At 58.6% G+C, this 24,092-nt stretch carries 21 protein-coding genes; 14 read left to right on the top strand and 7 right to left on the bottom strand.

Annotation, left to right across the window (positions count from 1 at the left end; translation table 11 throughout):
* Positions 1–208: 208 nt before the first annotated feature.
* Entirely contained in the window at positions 209–433 is a 225-nt protein-coding gene (locus D3878_RS14070; protein ID WP_147383963.1) for a hypothetical protein, read from the bottom strand.
* Between the two features lie 53 nt (positions 434–486).
* Positions 487–1,119 (bottom strand): TetR/AcrR family transcriptional regulator, encoded by a 633-nt coding sequence (locus tag D3878_RS14065; RefSeq protein WP_119786060.1) that lies wholly within the window; start codon positions 1,117–1,119, stop codon positions 487–489.
* Between the two features lie 237 nt (positions 1,120–1,356).
* Between D3878_RS14065 and D3878_RS14060 the strand changes: the two genes are divergently transcribed.
* The 5 genes from D3878_RS14060 to D3878_RS14040 all read left to right on the top strand — a co-directional run bounded on the left by D3878_RS14060 (position 1,357) and on the right by D3878_RS14040 (position 8,703).
* Positions 1,357–2,922: an EAL domain-containing protein gene (locus D3878_RS14060; protein WP_147383961.1), complete on the top strand. Its 1,566-nt coding sequence runs from the start codon at positions 1,357–1,359 to the stop codon at positions 2,920–2,922.
* A 137-nt stretch (positions 2,923–3,059) separates the two neighbouring features.
* Complete coding sequence (locus D3878_RS14055) at positions 3,060–4,247, top strand: helix-turn-helix transcriptional regulator (RefSeq protein ID WP_147383959.1); 1,188 nt, start codon at positions 3,060–3,062, stop codon at positions 4,245–4,247.
* A 154-nt stretch (positions 4,248–4,401) separates the two neighbouring features.
* Positions 4,402–6,135, top strand: coding sequence for a hypothetical protein (locus D3878_RS14050; protein WP_119786057.1), 1,734 nt, complete (start codon positions 4,402–4,404; stop codon positions 6,133–6,135).
* Between the two features lie 365 nt (positions 6,136–6,500).
* Positions 6,501–7,787 (top strand): c-type cytochrome, encoded by a 1,287-nt coding sequence (locus tag D3878_RS14045; protein WP_119786056.1) that lies wholly within the window; start codon positions 6,501–6,503, stop codon positions 7,785–7,787.
* 256 nt (positions 7,788–8,043) lie between these two features.
* Positions 8,044–8,703: an MlaC/ttg2D family ABC transporter substrate-binding protein gene (locus tag D3878_RS14040; protein ID WP_199688166.1), complete on the top strand. Its 660-nt coding sequence runs from the start codon at positions 8,044–8,046 to the stop codon at positions 8,701–8,703.
* Positions 8,704–8,765: 62 nt separating this feature from the next.
* Here the strand turns inward: D3878_RS14040 and D3878_RS23825 are convergent, their stop codons facing one another.
* The 3 genes from D3878_RS23825 to D3878_RS14030 all read right to left on the bottom strand — a co-directional run bounded on the left by D3878_RS23825 (position 8,766) and on the right by D3878_RS14030 (position 12,201).
* Positions 8,766–8,930 carry a hypothetical protein gene (locus D3878_RS23825; protein ID WP_158592270.1) on the bottom strand — a complete coding sequence of 55 codons (165 nt, stop codon included), beginning with the start codon at positions 8,928–8,930 and terminating at the stop codon, positions 8,766–8,768.
* 44 nt (positions 8,931–8,974) lie between these two features.
* Entirely contained in the window at positions 8,975–9,238 is a 264-nt protein-coding gene (locus tag D3878_RS14035) for a hypothetical protein (protein ID WP_147383957.1), read from the bottom strand.
* Between the two features lie 161 nt (positions 9,239–9,399).
* On the bottom strand, positions 9,400–12,201 hold the full coding sequence (locus D3878_RS14030) for a bifunctional diguanylate cyclase/phosphodiesterase (RefSeq protein ID WP_119786053.1): 2,802 nt from the start codon (positions 12,199–12,201) through the stop codon (positions 9,400–9,402).
* Positions 12,202–12,413: 212 nt separating this feature from the next.
* On the opposite strand from D3878_RS14030, the gene D3878_RS14025 reads away from it, so the two are divergent.
* Positions 12,414–12,797, top strand: a complete 384-nt coding sequence (locus tag D3878_RS14025; RefSeq protein WP_119787903.1) for a VOC family protein — start codon at positions 12,414–12,416, stop codon at positions 12,795–12,797.
* A gap of 29 nt (positions 12,798–12,826) precedes the next feature.
* On the opposite strand, the gene D3878_RS14020 is transcribed toward D3878_RS14025, so the two are convergent.
* Together D3878_RS14020 and D3878_RS14015 are read right to left on the bottom strand one after the other, a co-directional pair.
* Complete coding sequence (locus D3878_RS14020) at positions 12,827–13,840, bottom strand: adenosine deaminase (protein WP_119786052.1); 1,014 nt, start codon at positions 13,838–13,840, stop codon at positions 12,827–12,829.
* A 250-nt stretch (positions 13,841–14,090) separates the two neighbouring features.
* Positions 14,091–15,260, bottom strand: coding sequence for an iron-containing alcohol dehydrogenase (locus tag D3878_RS14015; protein WP_233556332.1), 1,170 nt, complete (start codon positions 15,258–15,260; stop codon positions 14,091–14,093).
* A gap of 12 nt (positions 15,261–15,272) precedes the next feature.
* Between D3878_RS14015 and D3878_RS23820 the strand changes: the two genes are divergently transcribed.
* The 8 genes from D3878_RS23820 to D3878_RS13980 all read left to right on the top strand — a co-directional run bounded on the left by D3878_RS23820 (position 15,273) and on the right by D3878_RS13980 (position 24,030).
* Positions 15,273–15,443, top strand: a complete 171-nt coding sequence (locus D3878_RS23820) for a hypothetical protein (RefSeq protein WP_158592269.1) — start codon at positions 15,273–15,275, stop codon at positions 15,441–15,443.
* 432 nt (positions 15,444–15,875) lie between these two features.
* Complete coding sequence (locus D3878_RS14010) at positions 15,876–16,802, top strand: thiamine pyrophosphate-dependent dehydrogenase E1 component subunit alpha (RefSeq protein WP_119787902.1); 927 nt, start codon at positions 15,876–15,878, stop codon at positions 16,800–16,802.
* 1 nt (position 16,803) lies between these two features.
* A complete protein-coding gene (locus D3878_RS14005) occupies positions 16,804–17,778 on the top strand; it encodes an alpha-ketoacid dehydrogenase subunit beta (protein WP_119786050.1) in 975 nt (324 codons plus the stop codon).
* Between the two features lie 20 nt (positions 17,779–17,798).
* Positions 17,799–18,587: an enoyl-CoA hydratase/isomerase family protein gene (locus D3878_RS14000; RefSeq protein WP_119786049.1), complete on the top strand. Its 789-nt coding sequence runs from the start codon at positions 17,799–17,801 to the stop codon at positions 18,585–18,587.
* Positions 18,588–18,589: 2 nt separating this feature from the next.
* Entirely contained in the window at positions 18,590–19,822 is a 1,233-nt protein-coding gene (locus D3878_RS13995; protein WP_119786048.1) for a dihydrolipoamide acetyltransferase family protein, read from the top strand.
* 18 nt (positions 19,823–19,840) lie between these two features.
* Positions 19,841–21,013: an acyl-CoA dehydrogenase family protein gene (locus D3878_RS13990; protein ID WP_119786047.1), complete on the top strand. Its 1,173-nt coding sequence runs from the start codon at positions 19,841–19,843 to the stop codon at positions 21,011–21,013.
* Between the two features lie 74 nt (positions 21,014–21,087).
* Positions 21,088–22,590: a long-chain-fatty-acid--CoA ligase gene (locus D3878_RS13985; RefSeq protein WP_119786046.1), complete on the top strand. Its 1,503-nt coding sequence runs from the start codon at positions 21,088–21,090 to the stop codon at positions 22,588–22,590.
* A gap of 45 nt (positions 22,591–22,635) precedes the next feature.
* Positions 22,636–24,030 (top strand): MmgE/PrpD family protein, encoded by a 1,395-nt coding sequence (locus D3878_RS13980; RefSeq protein ID WP_233556331.1) that lies wholly within the window; start codon positions 22,636–22,638, stop codon positions 24,028–24,030.
* The last annotated feature ends 62 nt before the right edge of the window (positions 24,031–24,092 follow it).

Genomic DNA, 24,092 nt, shown 5'->3' with positions numbered 1-24,092 from the left:
GAAAACCTGGCGAATGCTCGGATCAAATGAGCAAACCCGGTTGGCGACGTCGACTTGATTGACCGCTCGTGCTGGAGTGGTAATCAATAGACCGCGTTGACCGGGTTTTGCATTTAATAAATTTCTCTGCAAATGGATAAAGTCGAGCTTACAGCTGTAGTGCTAAAAGCCGCATTCTAATCCAGGGCCATCCTACCGATCTTGACCTTCAGACAGTCTTGCGCCAGATAAAAGTGGACGGCGGCACGGCTGGCGAGGACAAGGGCGAGTCACTGGCAATGAAAAAATCATGGCTGCGTTGCTCCTCTCTCATTTCCAGGGTGAAGCCGTCATTGTTGCCAGGCAGCTGGCTCAGCAGCCTGGCAACATGGCGATACAGGGCAAGGCCAGCGACAAGCGCAGCCGACCCGGAAAGAATGAATATCACTGGCATTTTCATCTCCTTTTCGCACATGTGTGCTAAATTACTTCAAAAAAATGCATCCATCACCGCAGACCAGGCTGGTCAAGGTAATCGAAGCTGCGGTAAGTCGATATCAGCCGCGCATAGGCCCGGCGCATGCGCTCCGGGGCTTTGGGATCGTGCAAAAAGCGCACATCGTGCATGAGGCCGACGATCAGGCTGTAAATTTCAAAAATCAATTGCTCAGGCTCCGTGTCCGGCCGCAGGTGGCCGGCTTCCAGCGCTTGCAGCACCGTCTTGCGCAGCCCGGCGCGCCACTGCTGCACACCTTGCTGCAAGCGGTCGTGCAAGGGACCGGCGACGTCGTCGTACTCGAATGAACCGGCCGTATACAGGCAACCGGAGGTGGCGTCGGCCATGCAGACGCGCCGGATCCAGTTGTCGACAATCGCATTCAGGCGCGGCAGCCCGCGCGGCAGCGCCAGCGCGGGCGCGAAGACCTGGGCCGCGAAACGCCGGTCGAATTCGTCCAGCACCGCCTGCTGCAACGCTTCCAGCGAACCTACCCGGGAAAACACACCGCTTTTGCTCAGATCAAGCTGCTTTGCCACTTCGCCCAGCGACAGCTTGCCAATGCCTTCGGCAGCCGCCAGCGCCAGCCCGGCATCGACGATGGCGGCATAGGTGAGTTCGCTTTTGCTGGTTACAGTATCCATGCAATGAATTTAGCACACATGTGCGAAATTGGCAAATCGACGACGCCTATAGATCAATGCCGGGCGTATTTTTTTACAGTTAAGGCATGGCCGGGTGCAGGAATGTGTTGCAAAGAAACAATTGCCCCAGCATGCGCTCGCGCTATGTCAAGCATATCAACAAGACAAAGCGGCGCGAATGCGGCAAGCTTGCCAGACCGGCGCCGCTGATCGGCCCATCCGATCGAGGAGATCGATTTGAGAAGAAAACGCACTGCCATCGCGATGGCAATGGTTGCCGGACTGATTGCCATCGTGGCGCCGATCCTGGCGGCGCTGTACCTGGCCAGCAGCCAGAGTCTCGACGAAGAAATGGCGCGGGCAGCTGCGCTGGCCGTCGAAGTGCTGCGCCGCAGTGACGAAACCAGCAACCAGATTTCTGCCGCGTTTGAAAAGCTGGAGGCCGCGCATGCCGACGATCCCTGCTCGCTGACAAACATCGAACGCATGCGCGAGCTCGATCTGGGCTCGACCCAGCTGCAGGCGGTCGGCTATGTTGCCAACAATAAGCTCATGTGTTCTTCGCTGGGCCGCCATGGTGCCGGCTTTTCTGTGGGCAAGCCGGACTACGTGAATGCCAGCGGCGTTAGTATCCGGACTTCGGTCAAGCTGCCGTTTGCGCCGGGCATGCCATTCACCATTGCCACCCGGGAGCAAAGCGGCTATGCCGCCATCGTCCATCGTGACCGTGCGCTGGATGTGGCGCTGTACCGCCCCGACATGTCGATCGGCCTGGCCGGCAGAAGCAGCCGCGAACTGATTCTGAGCCGTGGTCCGTTCCAGCCGGAATGGCTGGAAGGGATCCGGCAGGGACGCAAAGGCAGAGCGTTCGACGGCAAGTATGTGCTTGCCACCGAGCCCTCGGAAAAATACGACTATACCGCCTATGCCGCCGTGCCGGCTACCTATCTCCACGCCGGCATGCGCCGCGCCGCACTGGTGCTGGTGCCGGTCGGGATCGCGGCCGGCCTCGTGCTGGCGCTGGCGGTGTTCTACCTGACCCGGCAGCAGTTGTCGCTGCCCGCGCTGCTGCGCGTTGCGCTGCGCGCGGACGAGTTTTTCCTTCTCTATCAGCCGCTGGTCGATCTGCAAAGCGGTAAATGGCATGGCGCCGAAGCCCTGATTCGCTGGCGCCGTCCGGACGGCGAACTGCTGCGGCCGGACCTATTCATCCCCGCTGCGGAGGAGGGCGGCCTGATCCGGCAATTGACGCAGAAAGTGATGGCACTGGTGGTGCGCGATGTTTCCAGGCTATTGCAACGCCATCCGGATTTTCATGTCGGCATCAACCTGTCGCCCGCGGATCTGCACAGCGACGCCATCGTCGGCGAATTGCGCAACATGCTGCAAACGGCCGGCATCGGGCCAGGCAGCATCATGGTGGAAGCGACCGAGCGCGGCTTCCTCCAGACCGAGCATGCCACCCAAACAATCAAGGACATCCGCGCGATGGGCATCGGCGTGGCCATCGACGATTTCGGCACCGGCTACTCCAGCTTGTCCTATCTGACCACGTTCGAACTGGACTACCTGAAGATCGACAAGTCCTTCGTCGATACCATCGGCACCGAAGCCGCAACCAGCCAGGTCATCCTGCACATCATCGAAATGGCGAAATCGCTGAACCTCAGGATCATCGCCGAAGGCGTGGAAACCGAAGCGCAGGCGCAATACCTGCGCGAACACGGGGTGCATTACGCCCAGGGCTGGCTGTACGGCAAGCCGATGCCCATCGGCGAGCTGGCCAGCCGGCTGGCTGCCTGATGGTCAACTTGGTCGATTGACATTGCAAAATATCGATCCCTGGTCTGGTCAAGCTGTCGGGGGAGTTGACGTTTGCGCAAGTACAGGCTAGCTTCTTGCTTGATGAATTATTTGCAAACTTTTACCTGGATAGCGCCATGCCTGATCAAGCAACCCCGTCCACGCCGTCCATAACACCACCAAGTCCACTTGGTCTCCTGGAGCCGCTGCTGATGACGCTCTATGATGGCGTCACCGCATCCAACGGTTTCCAGGATTTCCTGGCGGCGTTCGCCAGGACATTCAATGTGGCCGCCATGTCGCTGTTCATCCAGCATCGGGAAACGCATGAAATGAAGGGCTTGTGGCTGCACGGGATTACGCCGGAGTGGGCGGAGCGCTATGCGCTCAATTATGTGCAAGACGATATGCTCGCCCAGCACGTCATGGGCGCGCCGATCGGCCATTTCTACGCCAGTAACCTGGATGTGCCGCAGCCGGAACTGATTCCGCAGACCAGCTTCTACCGGGAATGGGTAGTGCCGCAAGGTTTTGCCAGTGGCGCGGGCGCGGTGATCCTGCGCGAAGGCGCCTGGTTTACCCAGTCATTTCTGTTGCGTGCCGCAGGCCAGCCGCCCTATACGCGCGAGGAGCTGGCCAGGCTGGATGCGCTGGTGCCGCATCTGCAGCGCGCACTGCAGATGCGCGAGCGTTTTGCTGCACTGCAGGCAAGCCGGGACGTGCTGGCGGGCGGACTCGACGTGCTGGCGATGCCGACCATCCTGTTCGATGAGCACAGCCGCGTGGCACACATGAACAGGCGCGCGGTGCAGCTGCTGGCGGATGGCAAGGTGCTGCGCCTGGAAGCGCGCCACCTGGTCGCTGTCGATGGCGATGCCAGCCGCAGACTGAATTTCGAGATCAGCAACGCCATCCGCGTCAGCCGCGGCGAGATGATCGCGCTCAATGAAGTCGTACTGGTGCCGAGAAGCGGAAAAATGCCGCTGATGCTGATGGTGGCGCCGGTCCGGCTTGGGGGCGGACAGGGGCATGGCGCCGCGCTGATGTTCGCCTTTGACCCGCAGGCTGCGCCTGGCCTGACGACTGGCCGCATACGCAAGCTCTTCGGACTGACCGAGACCGAGGCCGCGCTGGCGGTTGCCCTGTGCAGCGGTAAGACCCTGGACGATGTCGCGCGCGAGAGGTCGGTCGCACCCAGCACGGTAAAAACCCATCTCAAGCATGTCTTCAGCAAGACCGGGGCGAATCGCCAGACCGAACTGGTGTCCCTGCTGCTTGCCAGCCCCGCCTATTTCCTGGCCGATGGTGGCCAAGCCGAACAGTGATCTGCTGCGGGCTCCTGCACATCGGCGCAGGACGTCGGACCGCAGCGGCCGCGATTGTTAAAAATTGAAAATTCTCCCCCGAATGGGGGATGGTTGCAAAAAATAATTTCTCCTAGGATACGATCATTTGATCCAATTTACCAGGGAGATAATCATGAAGGCATTCAGGAAAACCACTATCGCCGCGGCTTGCGCCGCGGCTTGCGCCGCGGTTCTGCTGACCGCCTGCGGCGGCGGGGGCGGTTCGACCGCCAGCACGGGCGGCACGGGCGGTACCGCCCCGACGGTTACCATTTCCGGCACCGCCGCCGCAGGCGCGGCGCTGGTCGGCACCGTGACTGTCAAGGATTCGACCGGCAAGACCAAGACCGTGCCGATCGGCCCCGGCGGCGGCTATTCCGTCGATGTGACCGACATGACCGGACCGTTCGTGTTTCGCGCCGAGGGCAGCGTCGGCGGCAGGACCTACGTGATTCATTCTGCGGCGACCGATGCCACCAAGACCGTCAATGTCACTCCGCTGACCGACCTGATCGTCGCCAACATCGCTGGCCAGATCGCTGAGAATTTCTTCGACAATCCCGACGCGAAAAAACTGACGCCTGCCACGCTTGCAGCGCAGCAAACCGCTTTGCGCGAACGCCTGCAAACCGTCCTGACCGCACTCGGCGTCGATGCAGCGGTTGACCTGCTGCATACTCAATTCACCGTGAACAATACCAAGCTCGACGCCGCCCTCGACGTGCTGCGCGTGAGTGTCGATCCCGCCACCAATCTGGCGACGATTACCAACGTCATCACGCAGGAAAAAATCGAAGACAACCTGGCGTCGACCACCGATGCGACCAAGCTGACCGATACCACGAACGTCGCTACCGGCCTGACCGATCTGCAGGCGATCGTTGCGACGATGAAAACCTTCAGCGACTTGTTTGCCGCGGGTCTGCCTGAGGAAGCGAAGATCCTGGCTTTGCTGCATACGGACTTCCTGCACCAGGACCAGCTCGGAGCGAATTTCGCCGCAGAAGCGAGCGGCATGCCCGAAAATGTCGGAATCAAGTTCACCAACGTCGAGCTGCAAAGCCTCGTCGGCGACACGGCGAAGGTAAGCTTCGACGTAGTCGACAAGAACGGCGTGCTGGAGCAGCATGATCGTGATTTCCAGCTGAAGAAAGTCGGCGACAAGTGGCTCTGGCTGGGTAATCAGAGCAAGCTTGAGGTCGAGCAGTTTGCCATGAGCTTCCAAGTGCACTCGAACATTCAGGCCACCACGAAGACGACCGGCATTGAATTCTGGATCGAGGACCTCGACGGCGCCAACAGCCCGGCCGTAAGTTATGCGGTCGTCACCGGGCCGGGCCTGCCGGATGCTGGCGTAACGCTTACCAAGCCAGGCTCGGGCGGTTCCTGGTTTATCAGCGGAGGTTCGGGTTTAACAAATCATAATTTTTATCCGATCACAACGGATGCCGCCATCAACAGCATCCCGGACAATGCCGTATACACTATTATCGTCCGTAATGGTAACAACACCGTATTCGCCACTTACGAGAAGAAGTTGCCGAAACGCCCCTACACCCATGCGGAAATGGCAACGCTGGCCTTCCCGATCATCACTGCGCCTACCCTGACCCAGCTGGCGCCGTACGCCGGCGGGACGCTCAACGGCATTCAGGGAACGGTGCCGGCCAATGTGAAGTCGGTCTGGGCGGCGCTGCTGCACAATGGGAATTATGTGGATGGCTTGTTCAAGGCCGGCGAAGGAAAATTCGGCCCGTTCAGCCTCACGCTGCCATCCGGTGCGTCGTCAGGATTCCGTTCTGTGCGGGTGTCCTACATCGACGGCTTCTACCGCGAAGCAATCACCGTCCACCACGTCAGCAATTAAAAACGCACAGCCGGACGGCGGACTGCCGGAAAGCCCACCGTCCCGGTTTGTTCAACTCCGCTATTGCCCGCACTGCTATCGCATGCGGGCAATTTCATTTGTGAGTCCATTGGCAGGACCGGCGCCCAGAGCCCGTGTTGCGGCGGAAAATTGCCCGAATGCGCGTGCGGGAACGTCGCGCACCTCAGCTTCATCTAATCGGGTCTGCATCCCCGAATGGATGGGGATAGCGTTTACCCGCATCACCAGCCCGGGCCGGGCGGCATAAGAAGGCGCCCGCAGGGCGCGGCCAGAAAAATGGCCATCAGGGGGAAATGGAAACAGTTGCAGCCTGTTTGCTGCACGCCCGCTGAAGGAGCTTGGTCATGCAACAGGCAATATCATTCGGAACGGCAGCACTCGATAGCAAGTCCCTGGCAATCGGTGACCCCAGCATTTCCCGGCGGCGCTGCAGAATACGCAAGCTGATCGTTTCAGGCGCACTAGGGGTCACCGCCATGCTCGTGGCCGGTTGTGGCGGCGATTCTGACGAGCCGGACCCAGAATTGGTCGCGCAAGGAAAGCAGATTTTCCGTTTCGACACCTTCGGCGACGAAACGCAATGGACCGACACCTTGCGCCTGCACGAAGTCATTCGCACCGCAGTCGATCCGACCACTGCATTGTCGGTAGGATTGAAAGTGGATTCGGAAGCATTGCCGCCGGCCGTCGTGCAGGGAATACAAAACGGCAGCATCAACCTGAAAAGTCCGGATACGACAGTTGCCCTGCTCAAGTTGAATGCCGTCGTCGGCCTGCAAGGCAAGGTTGAAGTCGTCAACGGCAAGGATACGCTCACGCGTGTTGGCGTCACCTGCGCCCTGTGCCATTCGACCGTGGACAATTCCTTCGCGCCCGGCATTGGCAAACGGCTCGACGGCTGGCCGAATCGCGACCTCGATCCGGGGGCAATCATAGCCCTTTCACCGGCGCTCGATGCCGTCAAGAAAGCAGTGTACAACTCCTGGGGCAAGGGCAAGTATGATCCGCGCTTCAACCTGGATGGGCAAAACGGTCCGCAAGTCATCCCGCCGGCATACGGACTCAAGGGCATCCATCGCATCACCTCCACCGGCGATGGCACGGAGATCGCCTATTGGAACCGCTACGTCGGTGTCACGCAAATGGGCGGGCACGGCACGTTTTTCGAGCCGCGCACCGGGGTGAACGTGACGAATGGCACGGACGATCTGATCTCATCCAAGCTGCCGGCATTGCAGGCCTATCAGCTGTCATTGGCCGCCCCGCCGCCGCCTGCCGGTAGCTTCGATGCCTCAGCCGCACTGCGGGGGAGTGCAGTCTTCAAAGGCGCGGCCAGGTGTGCCAGCTGCCATAGCGGGCTCGAATTTACGGATGCCAACGTGCGCCTGCATCTGCCCAGCGAGGTGGTCAGCGAACCCGAACCCCTTGGCGTTCCCAGCTATGCTTCCCGCAGCGCGACGAAAATGTATCGGACCGCGCCATTACGGGGACTCTGGCAGCACCCGCCATATTTCCATAACGGCACGGCTGCCACGCTGGAAGATGTCGTCCAGACCTACAATACCAGGCAATCGCTGGGGCTGACGGCGGCTGAAATCGCCGACCTGGTGCAGTATCTCAAGTCACTGTAAGCGGAGGTCAAAGGCAAGTGGCGGTTATCGGCAAACCTGCAGCATTGCCTTTGAATAGCCACTTGCTTCCGCTATTCGGGATATAGTGAGGGATCGGTCGACCCGCGTAAATTTCCTGCAGGGCGTGTCAATCAAATTTAATGCGAAACAAGAGATGCGTTTGCGAAACGCGCAAGATACATTACATCGGACCTCGCATTGCAGCATGTGCTTCCGGTAAGCGCCGGGAGCACACCGTATAAATTGAGGCAGGCAAATGAGAAAAGTCTATTTCTGGGTAACAACTGTTGCCTGTATGCTTTATGCCGCCTCGGCATTTGCCAGCCTGGCGTCTGCCCAGGAAGCGCCGGATGTTTTGGTCAAGCGCGTGAGCCAGGAAATCATCGATCTGGCGACCAGCGACAAGGAAATTCAGGCCGGCAACCGCCAGCGAATTCTGGCGGTCGTCAATGAAAAAATTCTGCCGCATGCTGATTTCCGCCGCGCCACCGCGCTGGCAGTCGGACGCCACTGGCGCGGCGCGACGCCGGAACAGCAGGAACGCCTGATCAGCGAATTCCGTGACTTGCTCATGTACACCTATGCCGGTGCCATGTCGCAAATCAAGAAGGGGTATCCATTGCGCTTCCTGCCGTTGCGCGTCGAGCCCAACGCTGACGAAGTTGAAGTGCGCTTCGAGGTGAGGCGTCCCCAGCGCAGCGCCGAACCGATCCGCGTTAGTTACCGAATGGCAAAATCAGCAGATGGCTGGAAAATTTACGACGTCAACGTGGTCGGGGTGTGGATGAGCGAGGCATACAGAAACACTTTTACCTCGGAAATCAACCGCGGCGGTATCGCCGGGCTGATCGAGACGCTGGCGGAAAAAAATAAAAGTCTGGCGGCAAGCGCCAAGGCGTCCGCCAAGGCGCTATAGATCAGAAAATCTGGCCAACAATTCTGGCCAGTAATTCTGGCGCCGCGGCAAACACGCCTGGCCTAGCGCCGGTCGGTGCAGATTTCCCGTGACGGCTCGGCCTCGCACCGTTTGTCGATGATGAAATTCACCAGTAACGAACCCACGATGCCGATCACCATCAGGATCAGCATTGTCTGCACGATGGTGATGCCGCGCATTTTTTTAAGCGTGTGGTGCTGGGCCATCCGATAATCCTTTTCAGCCTGCCTTCCTTGAATTTTCCCCAGCGCTAAAAGCATTGCATCCAGGTACCGTTGCGCGTGCAGAGCCGTCCCGCATCATTCAAATACGTGCTGCCCGCGCCATTATTGTACCGGTTGCCGGCGGCATCCCGGCATCCCCCGGGATCGCAGCCGGTCAGCGGGACTGGCCGCTCCGGCCGAACTGCTTGCGGCGGCTGCGGAATGGCCATGGGTGGCGGGGTGGATTGCGTGGTGGTGGATGGTGTTGAAACGGTGTCGGGTACACGGGCGGGCACGGCCCTGCGGATCACGCGCTGCTCCTTCTGTCGGATGGGCTCAAGCCCCGACTCGGGGGGCGTTTCGCTTGCAGCAAGTGAGTCGACAGGAAAATGGAGCAAAAGCGCAAGTGTGCAGAGTGTGGGCCAGTTCATGCAATGGAATTCCAAAAAGAAATCCGCTATTCAACAATGTTTTATGAAGTCTGCCAGACCACGTCCTGGCTGAGTAGCTGTTCAACGGCAGGCGCAGAAAGGGGTTTGCTGAAATAATATCCCTGTATATCATTGCAGCCATTTAAATGTAAGAAGGCAAGTTGTTCAGACGTTTCCACGCCTTCGGCAATGACCCGCAAGTGCAGGTTGTGGGCAATCGAAATGATCGAAGTGACGAGTACCGCGCCATTCGAATGTGTGGTGATATTTTGCACGAACGACTGATCAATTTTCAGCACGTCGATAGGGAAACGTGCCAGGTAAGACAGGCTTGAATAACCCGTACCAAAATCGTCGACGGATATTTTCACGCCGAGTGCCTTAAGCTCGTGTAACTTGAGAATCGCAGTTTCCACATCGTGCATCACCATACTTTCAGTCATTTCAATTTCCAGGTACTCTGGATTTAATTGCGCCTGCGTCAGGATGCTTGTAATGGTCTGGACGAAATCCGGCTGCGCAAACTCAATGGCCGAAAGGTTGACGGCGACCCTGAATTTGCCAACCCCGGCGTTTTGCCATGCCTTGTTTTGTGCGCAAGCCGCATGCAGTGCCCATTTTCCGATCTGAACGATGAGGCCGGTTTCTTCTGCCAGGCCGATGAACTGGGCGGGCGGAATGACGCCAAGATCGGGATGCGACCAACGAATTAACGCCTCAACGCCAACGATTTTCCTGGTTTGTAAATCAATTTGCGGTTGGTAGTGCAGCACGAATTCGTCATTGTCGAGCGCCTTGCGCAAGTCGCCTTCCAATTGCAATCGCTTGAGCGTGGACGCATTCATGGATGTTTCAAAAAACTTGAAATTGTTGCCGCCCAATTCTTTCGCGCGGAACATGGCAATATCGGCGTGCGATATCAGGAGATTCGGATCGGTGCCGTCATTGGGATAAATCGCAATACCGACGCTGCAGGTGACAAAGAATTCCTTGCCTTCGACAAGGGCCGGTTTGGCTATCTCGGCTAGCAGTTGCGTGATCGTTTCCTCGGCGCCACGCTTGTTGCCATCGCCAGGAAGAAGCAATACAAATTCGTCCCCGCCAAGCCGCGCAACGGTATCCACACCGCGCACGACGCGACGCAACCGGGCCGCCACAATCTGGAGTAGCGCGTCGCCGGCATGGTGACCAAGACTGTCATTCACAAACTTGAAACGGTCGAGGTCGATAAACGCTATCCAGATCGAATGCTGATAGCGGGAAGCATACGAAATAGCCTGGGCCAATTGTTCCCGTAGCAAATTCCGGTTGGCCAGGCCAGTCAGCGTATCGTAGTTCGCCCTGAATTCAAGTTCTTCTTCATAGCGCTTGGTTGCCGTAACATCGTATTGCATGCAGACATAGTGGTGGATCTCGCCACGCTCATCTCTTACCGGCGCGATATAGACATCGTTCCAGTACATTGTGCCGTCCTTGCGGTAATGCCGGAAAACGGCATGGGCTTCCTGTCTTGCATTAAGGGCGGCTTCCAGCCCGGCGATCGCCTCCTGGTCCGGTTTTTCTCCTTGCATCAGGCACATCGGCTTGCCAATGACATCCTTTGCCGCATAACCGGTAATGCGCTCAAATGCCGGGTTCACGTATTCGACCGGGAAATCGGGACGCTGGGCGCCAGCGATGACGATGGCATTGGGGCTGGCATCGATGGCGCGCTGCCGCAACTGCAGCGCAGCGGCTGTGGCGCGCAGTTCTGCCGTGCGCTGCCGTACCAGTTCCTCGACACGCTGCGATTGCGTAGCCGCGGCATGGCTGCGCACGGCCACGGCAATACTGAGAAAAATCCCGGTAGCCAGTATCAGCAGGGAGCCAAAGTGGAGGGTGGCCAAGGGCGTGGACGCCGATGAAACGACAATATGCCAAGGCTTCCCTGCCAGATCAAAAGTATGGGAAACGTCCCTGACTGGCGCGAAAGCAGGCCATCCAGGAAAGCCGAATAAGGCTTCCCCATTTTCTGACGGCTGGCTTCCGTTCCTGAAGACAAGCGCAGCCGCATCGGCACTGTCTGCGGCATAGACAGCGATATGGATGCCGGGCATGAGCAGCAAGCCGGTGTCTTCCAGGATTTTTCTGACCAGGTTTTCGGCAATGAATACCACTTCGGTATCGCCGATGACGGCGGCGCGCCGCGACGGTATGTCCAGCAGTAGCGCATTCCGCCGATAGACCGGTATATGAATCGTGAAGCCCTTTTTTTCGCCTTGTAAAAGGATCTTCAGTCCGGTCGCCGCAGGACGGCCTGTATCGGTCGCTCGCCAAAAAGTTTCCGCCTGCATCGGGTCGAATAATGCATCGTAACCTAGTGTGACCTCATTGCCTTTCAGCGGCTCGACATAATCATTCACCAGATACAATTCGCGGGCCGATGCCGGCACGAGCTGGCGACCTTGCAATTGCGTTATTTTGAATTCAGGAAAAATTTTCCGAACGCTCGCCTCATAGTGCTTCCGTCTATTGGCCGAAATCAGGCGATGGAAGACAAAGGATTGGATATAGGGATATTTCGACAAATACGGTTGCGTAATCTGCTGAAACTGGTGACGCGTGATTTCCTCATTGCTGACCATGAACAATTGATTGACCGATTGCAGGCTGTCAATGGATACATTGATGCGATCGGTGAGCGCAGTAATCCGGACATGCGCCCGCTGCGCGAAGTCAATATCAGCCTTGCCGGATTCGAGCCAATATCTCGTCGAAAACAGGGCAAGTGTCAGTCCCAGTACTACAACAAATGCCACTATGGCACGCGACATCGGCAAGGAAAGAAGCCGTTGCCTAGCCATTCTAGCTTTTCAGCAAGTTGCCTTGCATGACATGGAGAGGACAGATCATTTGGCTTCCCTGGAAAACTGACGAATGTAATAAGTATGATACGACGATCGGTGTGGCTCCAGAGCTGAATCGCAAGAAAAGCCTGCGCGCGCCGCCGGGAGGGCGGCAAGGGTCAGGTGGTTCGGCTATAGTGAACCACCTGACCATCCATGGAGGGTTTGCCATGAATCCTGCTGCAGGTAAAACGCCACCGGTTCTCGAAAGCCTGAGCGCCATTACCCTGGCGACACGTGACATGGCGCGTGCCGTGCACTTTTACCAGGCGCTCGGGTTTGCGCTGACAGCCGGGGGAGCCGACGCGGCATTTACGACATTCTCGGTGGGACCGTCGTGTTTAAACCTGATTGCCGAAACACACGGGCCAATCCATTGGTGGGGGCGCGTCATCATCCATGTTTCCGATGTCGATGACATGTACCACAAAGCGCTTGAGGCAGGGCTTCGCCCACTGTTTGCGCCGCGCGATGCACCTTGGGGCGAACGCTACTTTCACCTTCAGGATCCGGATGGCCACGAACTGAGCTTCGCCCGGTACTTGTCTGCGTAACTATTGCACTGAGTATTGCACTGAGTATTTCACTGGCTGAAAAACGCCTCGACCTCGCGCAGACGGCGTGCCTTGTCCTCCGGCGCCAAAAAGGCCGCCGAAAAACTGTTGCGCGCCAGCCGGCGCGCGTGTTCCCTGGTCAAGGGCAATGCCTCGAAAGCTGCAATGAAGTTGTCATTGATGTAGCCGCCGAAGTAGGCCGGATCGTCGGAATTGACGGTGGCGACAATGCCAGCCTCCAGCAGCGCCAGCAGATTGTGATCCTGCAGTCGCTTGAACACGCACAGCTTGAGGTTCGACAGCGGGCATACGGTCAGTGGCGTTTGCTGGCGCACCAGGCGCTGCACCAGCGCCGGATCCTGCATGCAGGCGACACCGTGGTCGATGCGCTCCGCATGCAAATCATCCAGTGCGGTCGTGATGTAGGCCGGCGGACCTTCTTCGCCGGCATGCGCGACCAGATGCAAGCCAAGCCCCTTGCAGCGCGCGAATACCCTGGCGAATTTTTCGGGCGGGTGGCCGCGTTCGGAAGAGTCGAGGCCGACGCCGATCAGCTTGTCGCGGTACGGCAGCGCCGCTTCGAGCGTGGCGAACGCTTCTTCCTCGGACAGGTGCCGCAGGAAGCACATGATGAGTGCGCCAGTCATCCCCCACTTTTCCCGGGCATCCTGGACCGCGCGATGGATGCCATTGACCACGGTGGCAAACGCCACACCACGGGAGGTATGGGTTTGCGGGTCGAAAAATAGTTCCACATGCCTGACGTTGTCGTTGTTCGCCCGCTGAAGATACGCCATGGTCATGTCGTAAAAATCTTCCTCGGCAAGCAGGACGCTGGCGCCGGCATAGTAAATGTCGAGAAATGACTGCAGGTCCGTGAAGGCATAGGCGCTGCGCAGCGCGTCTACGGAAGCGTAGGGCAGGGCAACGCCGTTGCGCCGGGCCAGGGCAAAGATCAGCTCCGGCTCCAGTGAGCCTTCAATGTGGATATGGAGTTCTGCCTTCGGCATTTTTTCGAGAATATTGCGCAGGGTGGCATCCATAGTCTAGTCCAGTGATGGTTGTGATGATGGGGGCATGGCGAAAGCATAGCGCATCGGGCGCGCCATGCCGATAAAGATGTTAGCCAGAAAGGCGGATTGGCGCGTACCTATCGAATGTGTCGGTCTCTTATCGGAGGAAATTTTATTTACTGATTTGTATGTACCCAATGCTCCGCAGCGGAGAATCGACTGGGGAGAAGTGGGCAGGAACCGTTCGATTACTATTCAGCTTGTAACGATTATCAGGTGCTCACCAGGCAAGTTCAAGGATTTGATGAATATCTGCTTCGGACGTAATCGGGCGTGGGTTACTTCGTACCATCATGTTTTGCATTGCCCCTCTGGCAATGGCATCAAAATGCGAACGCTCGACGCCGACATCGCGCAATCGGGAGGGCTGGCCGAGGGCGGCAACGAGATCGGCTACTGCCCGCGCCGCGTCGCCATCGTCACGCCCCATCGCCCGAGCAACCAAGGTCTGGCGTTCTGCGTTGTTCGCGCGGTTCCAGGTCAGGACGCTCGGCAGCATCACGCATGAGCAATGTCCGTGCGGTACGTTGGCCACAGCGCCGAGTTGATGGCCAATGCCATGGCTTGCGCCCCACTCCACCCGGCCGAGCCCCGTAGAGGCAAGCCACACCCCCAGTTGACTTTCCAGCCTGGCGTCCAGATTGTCAGGCGAAATATGATTGGTGTGCAGGGACTTCGATAGCATGGACAGGCCATGCAGGCAGGTTCCGTCAGTGAACGGTTGGGGATTGCGCGAGCAAATGGTCTCAACGGCGTGATCGACTGCACGAATTCCGGTGGATAACCAGAGATCAGCAGGCGTATGTACAGTCACCGCTGCGTCCAGAATCACCACCTGTCCGCCGATGAGACGGCCATGGTAAAGGTCCTTGACTTGGCGCGTGTGGTCGGTCGCGCCACCGAGACTGGAAAATTCTGCTCCCGATAGCGTAGTCGGCACAATGATCTGACGTAGCGGTGGATCATTAACCACGGGGACAAGCCGCTTGCCATCCTCGCCGACCCTGATGCGGACCCGGTCGAAGTCCTCGACACTGCGGATATCTTCGGCCAACGCCATGAGCATTACCTTGACAGTGTCGATCGGGGTTCCGCCACCTATCGTCACGATGAGGTCTGGCTGCAGGCGGCGCACTTCGGCAGCCAAGGCCAGCACCGATCCGCGCGGCACATGTTCGACACATTCGTCGAACATGCCTACACACCGCTCGCCCAGTGCCTGCCTGAGCTTGGCAATGACGTCGGTCTTGCGACTGAGCGTCTTGCTCGCAACGATCATCAGGCGGCTCTTGCCAAGCTTGCTTGCTGTTTCGAGCACGGCTTCATGCGCCGGGCGGCCGAAAATAACGCGATCCTGAGCCAGAAATTCATAAGTGCCGGACATTGTCATGCTTGCTCCCTGATGAAGTTGATGCCGCCAGGTGGGCGGCATGCCAATCCTGATGGCTTTTGGTGGGAAATCTGGCGCAAAAAGAAGTGCAATGCCGGTGCGGCTGCAATCGAAAGCAACTTCATTTATGTCTCCAATGCATCCATAGATGCCGCATTTTCTGTGGGTCTTTATTTATGTTGACCTTGCTGGTCACTCCCTTGCTCCTTCAAATATTAATGAGCTTAATCACTGAGCGTCAAGTACTTATTCCAACCGGACGAAAATTATACTCAAGGGTCATAAAGTTCTTGTTTAGCCACGCCACATGATCCTGCGGTGCAGCGAATTTCCGTACGGATTTATTTGGCTGGAATGGAGATTTATCAATTAAATTTATTTGCCGTATGGTTCTGTTCATTAATAATCAATGACTTGCGACATATCAATTTCTTCAATAAATATCTTGACTATCCAGGATTTTCTAAAGTAATCTTTGCTAAACCATGAGTATTTATATTAACCCGCAGGTAGAAAACTAGATCGTATATCAGCTGTGATGCAAGTATTGACTTGAAGGAGAATGCGGTGGCAGGCGTAATCAGTGCAGAAGAGCAATTAGAAATTTACCGGCGGATGTGTTGTATCCGAGCCGTCGAACTGAGACTTGGGCGGCTGTTCGCCGACGGCGAGGTTCCTGGATTTATCCATCTGAGCGTGGGACAGGAAGCAGTGGCAACGGCGCTGGGCGTAGTGCTGCGCAAGGATGATACAGTTGCCTCGACGCATCGCGGGCATGGCCATGCGCTGGCCAAGGGCGTGGACCTGAACGATTTCTTCCTGGAGTTGATGGCCAAGGAAGAGGGTATCTGCAAGGGGCGGGGCGGCTCGATGCACGTCGCGGATCTGTCGATTGGCATGTTGGGCGCCAATGCGATTGTGGGCGCGAGCGTCCCGATTGCATTGGGCAGTGCGCTGGCGCACCAGGTCCGCAAGACGGATGCAATTGCCGTTGCCTTCTTTGGCGATGGCGCGATGGCCGAAGGTGTGCTGCACGAAAGCATGAACATGGCCTCATTGTGGAAGCTGCCGCTGCTGTTTGTATGCGAAAACAATGGCTGGGCGGAGTTCTCGCCGACCCAAAAGCAGTTTGTCGCACCGCTGGACAAGCTGGCGTCGGCTTTCTCGATACCGCACGTCAAGGTGGGCGGCAATGACGTCATGGATGTCATTGATGCCGCCAGTGCCGCCGTGGAGCGGATCCGTTCTGGCGCCGGGCCGCAGGTCATCGAGTGCATCACTCATCGCTGGCGCGGGCACTACGAGGGAGATCCGCAGAAATACCGTTCCAGTGACGAACTGGCCGGATTGGGCGAGCACGATCCGCTGACGCGTCATGAAGCCAGCTTGCTCAAGCAGGGCGTGGTAGCGAGCGCCGTAGAGGCGATCCGGCATGAAATCGACGAACTGGTCGAACAGGCGGTTGCCAATGCGCGCAATGGCCGCAGCCCGGACTGGAGCGCTGCAATCAGCGATGTCTATACCAACATGGAGGCGAACTGAAATGGCCGAACTTAGATTTGCGCAGGCCATCAATCGTGCCCTGGCCGAATGCATGGAAGAAGATCCGGCTGTATTTGTGTTTGGCGAGGACGTGGCCGAGGCGGGCGGACCGTTCGGCGTCACCCGGGGCTTGCATGCCCGCTTTGGCGAAGACCGTATTCGCGATACCCCGATTTCCGAGGCATCCATGTCCAATGCCGCCGTAGGCGCGGCGCTGAGCGGATTGAAGCCGGTCCTGGAAATCATGTTCATGGATTTCATGACCTTTGCAATGGATGCCCTGGTCAATCAGGCGGCAAAAGCGCGCTACATGTTTGGCGGCCAGGCTTCGGTGCCGCTGGTGGTGCGCACGCCGCATGGCGGCGGCATCAGTGCCGGGCCCCAGCATTCGCAGTGTCTGGAAGCGTGGTTTGCGCATGTGCCAGGCCTGAAGGTGGTTTGCCCGAGCAATCCGGCGGATGCCTATGGGTTGATGAAGGCGGCCATCCGTGATTCGGATCCGGTGATCTTCGTGGAAAATAAAGCGCTTTACGCAATGAAGGGCGAGCTGGCAGATGACGCCGGCCCGATCCCGATCGGCAAGGCCAGGCTGGTACGGGCCGGCAAGGACGTGACCATCGTGACCTATGGCGCAATGGTCGCCAAGACCGAGCGCGCCGCCGCTACCCTGGCCGAACAGGGGCTCGACGTCGAAGTGCTGGATTTGCGCAGTATTCAGCCCTGGGACGAGGCCGCCGTGCTGGAATCGCTGCGCCGCACCCATCGCCTGCTGATCGTGCATGAAGCAGTCGAGGCTTTCGGGGTCGGCGCGGAAATTGCCGCCCGCATGGCTGACATCGGCTTTGACGAACTGGATGCGCCGATCATGCGCGTTGCCGCGCCCTTTGTCCCTGTGCCGTTTGCACCCAGCCTGGAGCGCCAGTACCAGCCCGGGGAAGAACACATCATCGCAGCAGTGCGCAAGCTTTGCGCCTAAATAAAAATGGAGACCCAATCATGACCGAACGTAGTCTTGTTCTGACCGAAGTGCGTGAGAATGTCGGCATTCTCACGATCAACCGGCCTGAGGTGCATAACGCGCTGAGCACGCCGCTGCTGCTCGAGCTCGAGCAGGCCCTGCTGCAATTCGAACGCGATTCGCAAGTGCACGTTATCGTGGTGACCGGTGCGGGTGACAAGGCATTTGTGGCGGGTGGCGATCTGTCGGAGATGACGGCGCGCCATGGCATTGCCCATTACGAGGAATTCGGTGAAGACATTCACCGGGTGATGCGCCGTTTTGAAGCCTGCGACAAGCCGACCATTGCTGCGGTCAATGGCTGGGCCCTGGGCGGCGGCACCGAGCTGCTGCTGTCGCTCGATATTCGCCTGCTGGCCGAGACGGCACAGCTGGCCCTGCCGGAAATCGGCCTGGGGCTGTTTCCCGGCGCCGGCGGCAGTCAGCGCATCATCCGCCAGATTGCGCCGTGCTTTGCCAAGGAACTGATGTTTGTCGGTGAGCGCATCAGCGCACAGGATGCGGTGCGCATGGGCCTGGCTAACCGGGTGGTGGCCAAGGAGCGCCTGCTGGATGAGGCGCTGGAACTGGCGCGCAAGATTGCGCGGAAGTCGCCGCTGGTCCTGAAGCTGCTCAAGCGCACCCTGCGCGATGGCGCCGAAATGCCGTTGACAGTGGCGCTGGCGCATGAGCAGGCCATGATCGGCCTGGTATTCGATACGGCTGACGCACACGAGGGGATGACAGCATTCCTGGAGAAGCGGCAAGCCAATTTCACCGGGCGTTGATGATGAGCGGCATGAACGATCTGCTGATGCCCAAGCTCGGTCTGACCATGACCGAAGGGCTTGTGGCCGAATGGTGCGTGGCGCCTGGTGACAGCGTCAAACAAGGCGATATCATCTTTGTGGTGGAAACCGAAAAGGTTGCCAACGAAATCACTGCCGACGACGACGGTGTAATGGGTGAGATTCTGGTTCCTGTCGGAGAGACGGTGCTTGTGGGCACAATCGTGGCGCGCTGGACCGGCCCCGGCCAGCGTGCTTCGGCGGAAACTGCTGCGGCGCCCGCTGCAGAGCCAAAGCCTGCGTCTTTGGTGGTGTCGCAGCCGCAAGCGCAAGCAACGCCTGCCAATCCCGCTGTCCGGATCGTGGCGACGCCGCTGGCGCGTCGCCAGGCCGAGGAGCTGGGCGTGGCACTGCAAACCGTGCAGGGCAGCGGGCCGCATGGCCGTATCAAGGCCGCTGACGTGCGCGCGGCTGCAGCCAGGAAGGAAGGGACGTCTGCGTCCTTGCCAGCGAAGCAAGCGGCGATCGCTCCGGCCGCCGAACGTGCGCCAGCCAGCAGCCTGGTGCAGGCCATGGCCCGGCGCATGGTGGAGGCCAAGCAGAACACGCCCCATTTCTATCTGTCCGCAGAAGCGGAGGTGAGCGAACTGCTGGCCCTGCGCACGCGGCTCAATGCCCAGCAAGGGCAGGTAAAGCTCACGCTGAATCACTTCATTGTTGCCGCAGTGGCGCGCGCCCTGGAAGCCTTGCCGCAACAGAACCGGATTTGGGACGGTGGCGACGTGGTGCAGTTCCGTACCATCGAAGTGGGCGTCGCCGTGTCGACCGAGCGCGGTCTCATGGCGCCGGTATTGCATGACCTTGGTGGCTGCAGTCTCGACGAGATCGCCCGGCGGGCCGACCAGCTGGTGCAGCGCGTGCGTGACGGCAAGGCCTCGCGTGACGACATGCAGGGGGGCGCAATCACCGTCTCCAACGCCGGCATGTTCAACGTGACCTACATGACGCCGATCATCAATCCGCCGCAGTCGGCAATTCTCGGCGTCGGCAGCATCCGCGACGTGTTCCGTCCGGACGCGAATGGCGCGCCTGTCCTGAAGCGCGAGATGGGCCTGGTTCTGGCGGGCGACCATCGCCTGCACGACGGTACCAGCGGCTTGCAATTTCTCAATCGCGTCATCGACTTCCTGCAAGACCCATATCTCCTGCTGCGCAGCGGGAAAGCTGATAAATAACACATACAGGCGAACACCATGGACTTTTCACTGAACGAAGAACAAAAGATGATGATCGAAACCGCCCGCAAGGTGGGCGCGCAATTCGGTCTGGAGTATTGGGCGGAACTGGATCGCAACAAGGCCTTTCCCAAGGAATGCTGGCAGGCGATCTGCGAAGCAGGGCTGGTAGGTGCGGCGCTGCCGGAAGAATTTGGCGGCTCCGGGCTGGGCATGTTCGAGCTGGCCCTGATCATCGAGGAGCTCGCGGCAGGCGGCGGCGGTGCCACGCTGGGGCAGCTGTTCATGATCAATCCGATCTTTGGCGGGGTTTCTTTGTCGCGGTTTGGCAATGCGGCAATGAAGGCGGATCTGCTGCCGCGCCTGGTGGCGGGGGACTTGAATTTCTGTATGGCGCTGACCGAACCGGATGCCGGCACCAACAGCCTGGCGCTGAAGACCATGGCCACGGCCGATGGTGAGGGCTGGCGCCTGAATGGCCAGAAAATCTGGATTACCGCGGTGGATTCGGCCGAAAAGATGCTGGTGATCGCGCGTACCCAGAAGCCGGAGGAAGTGGCGCGACCGATCCAGGGCATTTCCATGTTCATGATCGACGTCAAGCGGGCTGGGTTGACCTTTGCGCCGATTGAAAAGATGGGGACGAATACACTGAGCTCCTGCTCCGTGTTCTTCGATAATGTTCGCATCGAGCCGCACGAGCTGATCGGGACATTGCACAACGGTTTCAAGGAATTGCTGGATGTTTTGAACACCGAACGCATCGTGACGACTGCTGGCATGGTGGGGGCCGGACGTCTTGCCACCCGGCTGGCGGTGGATTACGCTAAAGATCGCAAGATATTCGGCAATACGCCGATTGGTGCCTACCAGGGCTTGCAGTTCCCGCTGGCGCAGTCGCATGCCGAACTGGAATGTGCCCGACTCATGAACCTGAAGGCCGCAGCCCAATGCGATCTGGGCCAAGCTTATGGAACCGAAGCCAATATGGCCAAGCTGATCGGTTCCCAGGCCGCCCTCCATGCCATCGAGCGCGGCGCGCAGACCATGGGCGGCATGGGCTATGCGAAGGAATACCACGTCGAGCGCCTCTGGCGCGACGCCCGGCTATTCAAGGTCGCGCCGATTTCCGAAGAGATGATCCTGAATTACATTGCCATCCATGACCTGGGATTGCCGAAATCGTATTGAGATATTGCCAGCAATAGAAGAATACCGGGCGGGCCGGCGAGATCACGGACCACGCGGGTAGAAGGAGACAAAAGATGCTCAACTTGAGTGCATTGATCAGGTACCACGCCATGGTGGCGCCACAGCGGCCGGCAGTCATCTATCAGGACAAGGCCATTTCCTATGGCGAGTTCTATGATCGCATCCGCCGTACAGCGGCATTTCTGCAATCCTGGGGAATTGGCCCGGGCGATGTCGTCGCGCTGTTCCTGAAAAATAGTCCGGCATTTCTCGAAATCGCGTTTGCTGCCAGCTATCTCGGTGCGGTGTTCCTGCCGATTAACTACCGCCTGGCACCGGCCGAAGCCGATTTCATCCTGAAGGATGCCAAGGCCAGGCTGCTGTTCGTGGATGAGGAATTCAAGGCTATCCAGGCACTGGAAATCGACAAGGTCGTGCTCGATGCGCAGCATCAGGAAGACTTCAGTGGCCAGGCCGCTGACGGATTGCACATTCCGGAGCAGGTAGCGCGCGGTCCGGAAGACTTGGCACGGCTGATGTACACCTCGGGAACCACCTCCCGGCCAAAGGGCGTGATGCATACCTATGGCAATATTTCCTGGAAATCCATCGATCATATGACCGTCCTCGGGATCAACCGGGAAGACCGGCTGCTCGTGGTGGGGCCTTTGTACCACGTCGGCGCGTTCGATTTGCCCGGAATCGCTGTGCTGTGGGCGGGCGGGGTCCTTTGCGTGCATCGGGAGTTCGATCCGGAGGCGGCGCTGGCGGCCATCGAGCGACACCAGCTGACCTGCGGCTGGATGGCGCCGGTGATGTTGAGCCGCACCCTGGCCGTCGAGCAGCCGGAGCGCTTCGACCTTTCCTCGTTCCGCTGGTGCATCGGCGGCGGCGAGAAGACGCCGGAATCGCGTATTCGCGACTTTACCCGGGTATTTGGCGCCGGCCGCTATATCGATGGTTTCGGGATGACCGAAACCTGCAGCGGCGATACGCTCATGGAAGCCGGATGGGAGCTGAAGAAAATCGGTTCCACCGGCCGCGCACTGCCCCATGTCGAAATCCGGATCGCCGATGACTCGGGCAACAGTTTGCCGCCGAATGTCGACGGCGAGATCTGCATCCGTGGCCCTAAAGTCACCAAAGGCTACTGGAACGCCCCGGAAAAAACCGCCGAGAGTTTTTACGGCGATTGGCTGCGCACTGGCGACATCGGGCATCTGGATGAGGACGGCTTCCTGTTCCTGACCGATCGCGCCAAGGACATGATCCTCTCCGGTGCAGAGAATGTCGCGTCGTGCGAAGTCGAAAATGTCATCTATCAATTGCCTGAAGTCGCCGAGGCAGCCGTGATTGGCGTTCCCGATGAAAACTGGGGCGAACGCGTGGTCGCGGTCGTGGTGCTCAAGCCTGGGGCGAAGCTGACGTATGAGGCACTTGCCACCCATTGTCGCCAGTACCTGGCCGGTTTCAAGGTGCCCAGGGAATTAATCCTTGCCACTGACCTGCCGCGAAATCCTTCTGGAAAAGTTCTCAAGCGGCGCTTGCGGGAAGAGCATCAAGGCCCCAAAAATTAATCTTATAAAAATACGCTGCACACAGCGCAACAGGAGATGATGAAGATGACGACGAACATGGCTGGCATATTTTCCCGTTTTGTTGCCGGGCTCGCGATGGACTCGATCCCGGCGGAGGTAATCGAAAAGACCCGCGCCTGCATCCTGAACGGCTACGGGATCGCACTGGGATCGCATACGACCGCTTTCTTCCCGGTGGCGGCGCGATCCGTGCTGATGATGGATGGCGAGCGTGAAAATGGCGCCACCTTGCTGCGTGACGGACGCAAGACGAGCCCGGCAGGCGCAGCGTTGGCAAATGCGGCGTTATTTCACGGCCGCGCACAGGAAGATACCTGTGGCGTGGCGCATTTCGGCGCCATCCTGCTCCCTTTGCTGACCGCCTTGATCGAGAATGACGAAGGTGACGTCGCCGACTTTATTCCCGCCATGGTTGCCGGCTACGAAGTGGGCGGAGCACTCGAGTCTGCCTATTCACCGCAAACCACGGCCGCTGGATTGCGGGCCACCCCCCTCTACGGGACGATTGCCGCTGCCGCTGCAGTCGCAAGGCTGTGGAAGCTCGACGTTGAACAGACGGGCGCCGCCCTTGCCAATGCCGCTTCGTTTACCGGCGGCATATTGCAGTCTTTCGGCGACGGCACGGATGAATGGCGCTATCAGGTCGGGATTGCCGGCCGCAATGGCCTGACTGCGGCAGCGCTTGCATTGCAAGGCTCGATTTCGGCTGCAAATGCTTTCGAAGGTCGCGCTGGATTTGTCCGGACGTTCGTGCGTACTGACTGCAATGTCGAACACTTCCTGGAAAAGCTCGGCCGCGAATGGTCCGTCATGAAAGTGACCTTCAAGCCCTATCCGGTGTGCGCATTGAACCAGACGCCGGTGAATGCGGCATTGCGGCTGCGAGAAAAAATTCAGGCGCCGCTGAAAAGCGTCAAGTCGGCAAAAATTTATCTCAATCCGACCGTGGTCGGATACGCCGGAATGAATTCGCGCGGCCCTTTCAAAAGCGTCTCCGGAACGCTCATGAGCATCCAGTATTGCGTCGCCACGACCTTGCTCAATGGCGTCCCGACAGTGGCGCAGATGAGCCAGTTCGATGACCAGGACATTAACGCATTCATGTCGCGGATGACGCCGATTCCTGATGAGTCGCTTGGATTGCTGGCTTGCCGTATCGAGGTTGAACTGGATGGGCAACCGGCACCGCTCATCGAGGAATTCCAGGCCGACCACGCGACATACAGTTACGACCGCGCCCGCGTTTCCCGGCTCATCCGGCAAATCGGCGAAGAAACCGGCGTCGCTGCGGAATCCTATGCGCGTCTTGAAAAGTTTGTTGAAGAATTGCCGCGAGCTGATTTGAACGATGTGCTGAACGCATTTCGGCCAATTCAGCATCCGGTCGATGTTGTCGTGAGTCGCGCCAATCTGGCGTAGTGCTGTATCAATGTAACTATAAACCAAGGAGACAAAAACCATGAACTGGCGCAACAATCCCA

Source organism: Noviherbaspirillum sedimenti, from assembly GCF_003590835.1.
Taxonomy (GTDB): domain Bacteria; phylum Pseudomonadota; class Gammaproteobacteria; order Burkholderiales; family Burkholderiaceae_D; genus Paucimonas; species Paucimonas sedimenti.
The sequence above is the reverse complement of the archived record's forward strand: the minus strand, read 5'-3'. Positions and strand labels throughout refer to the sequence as shown.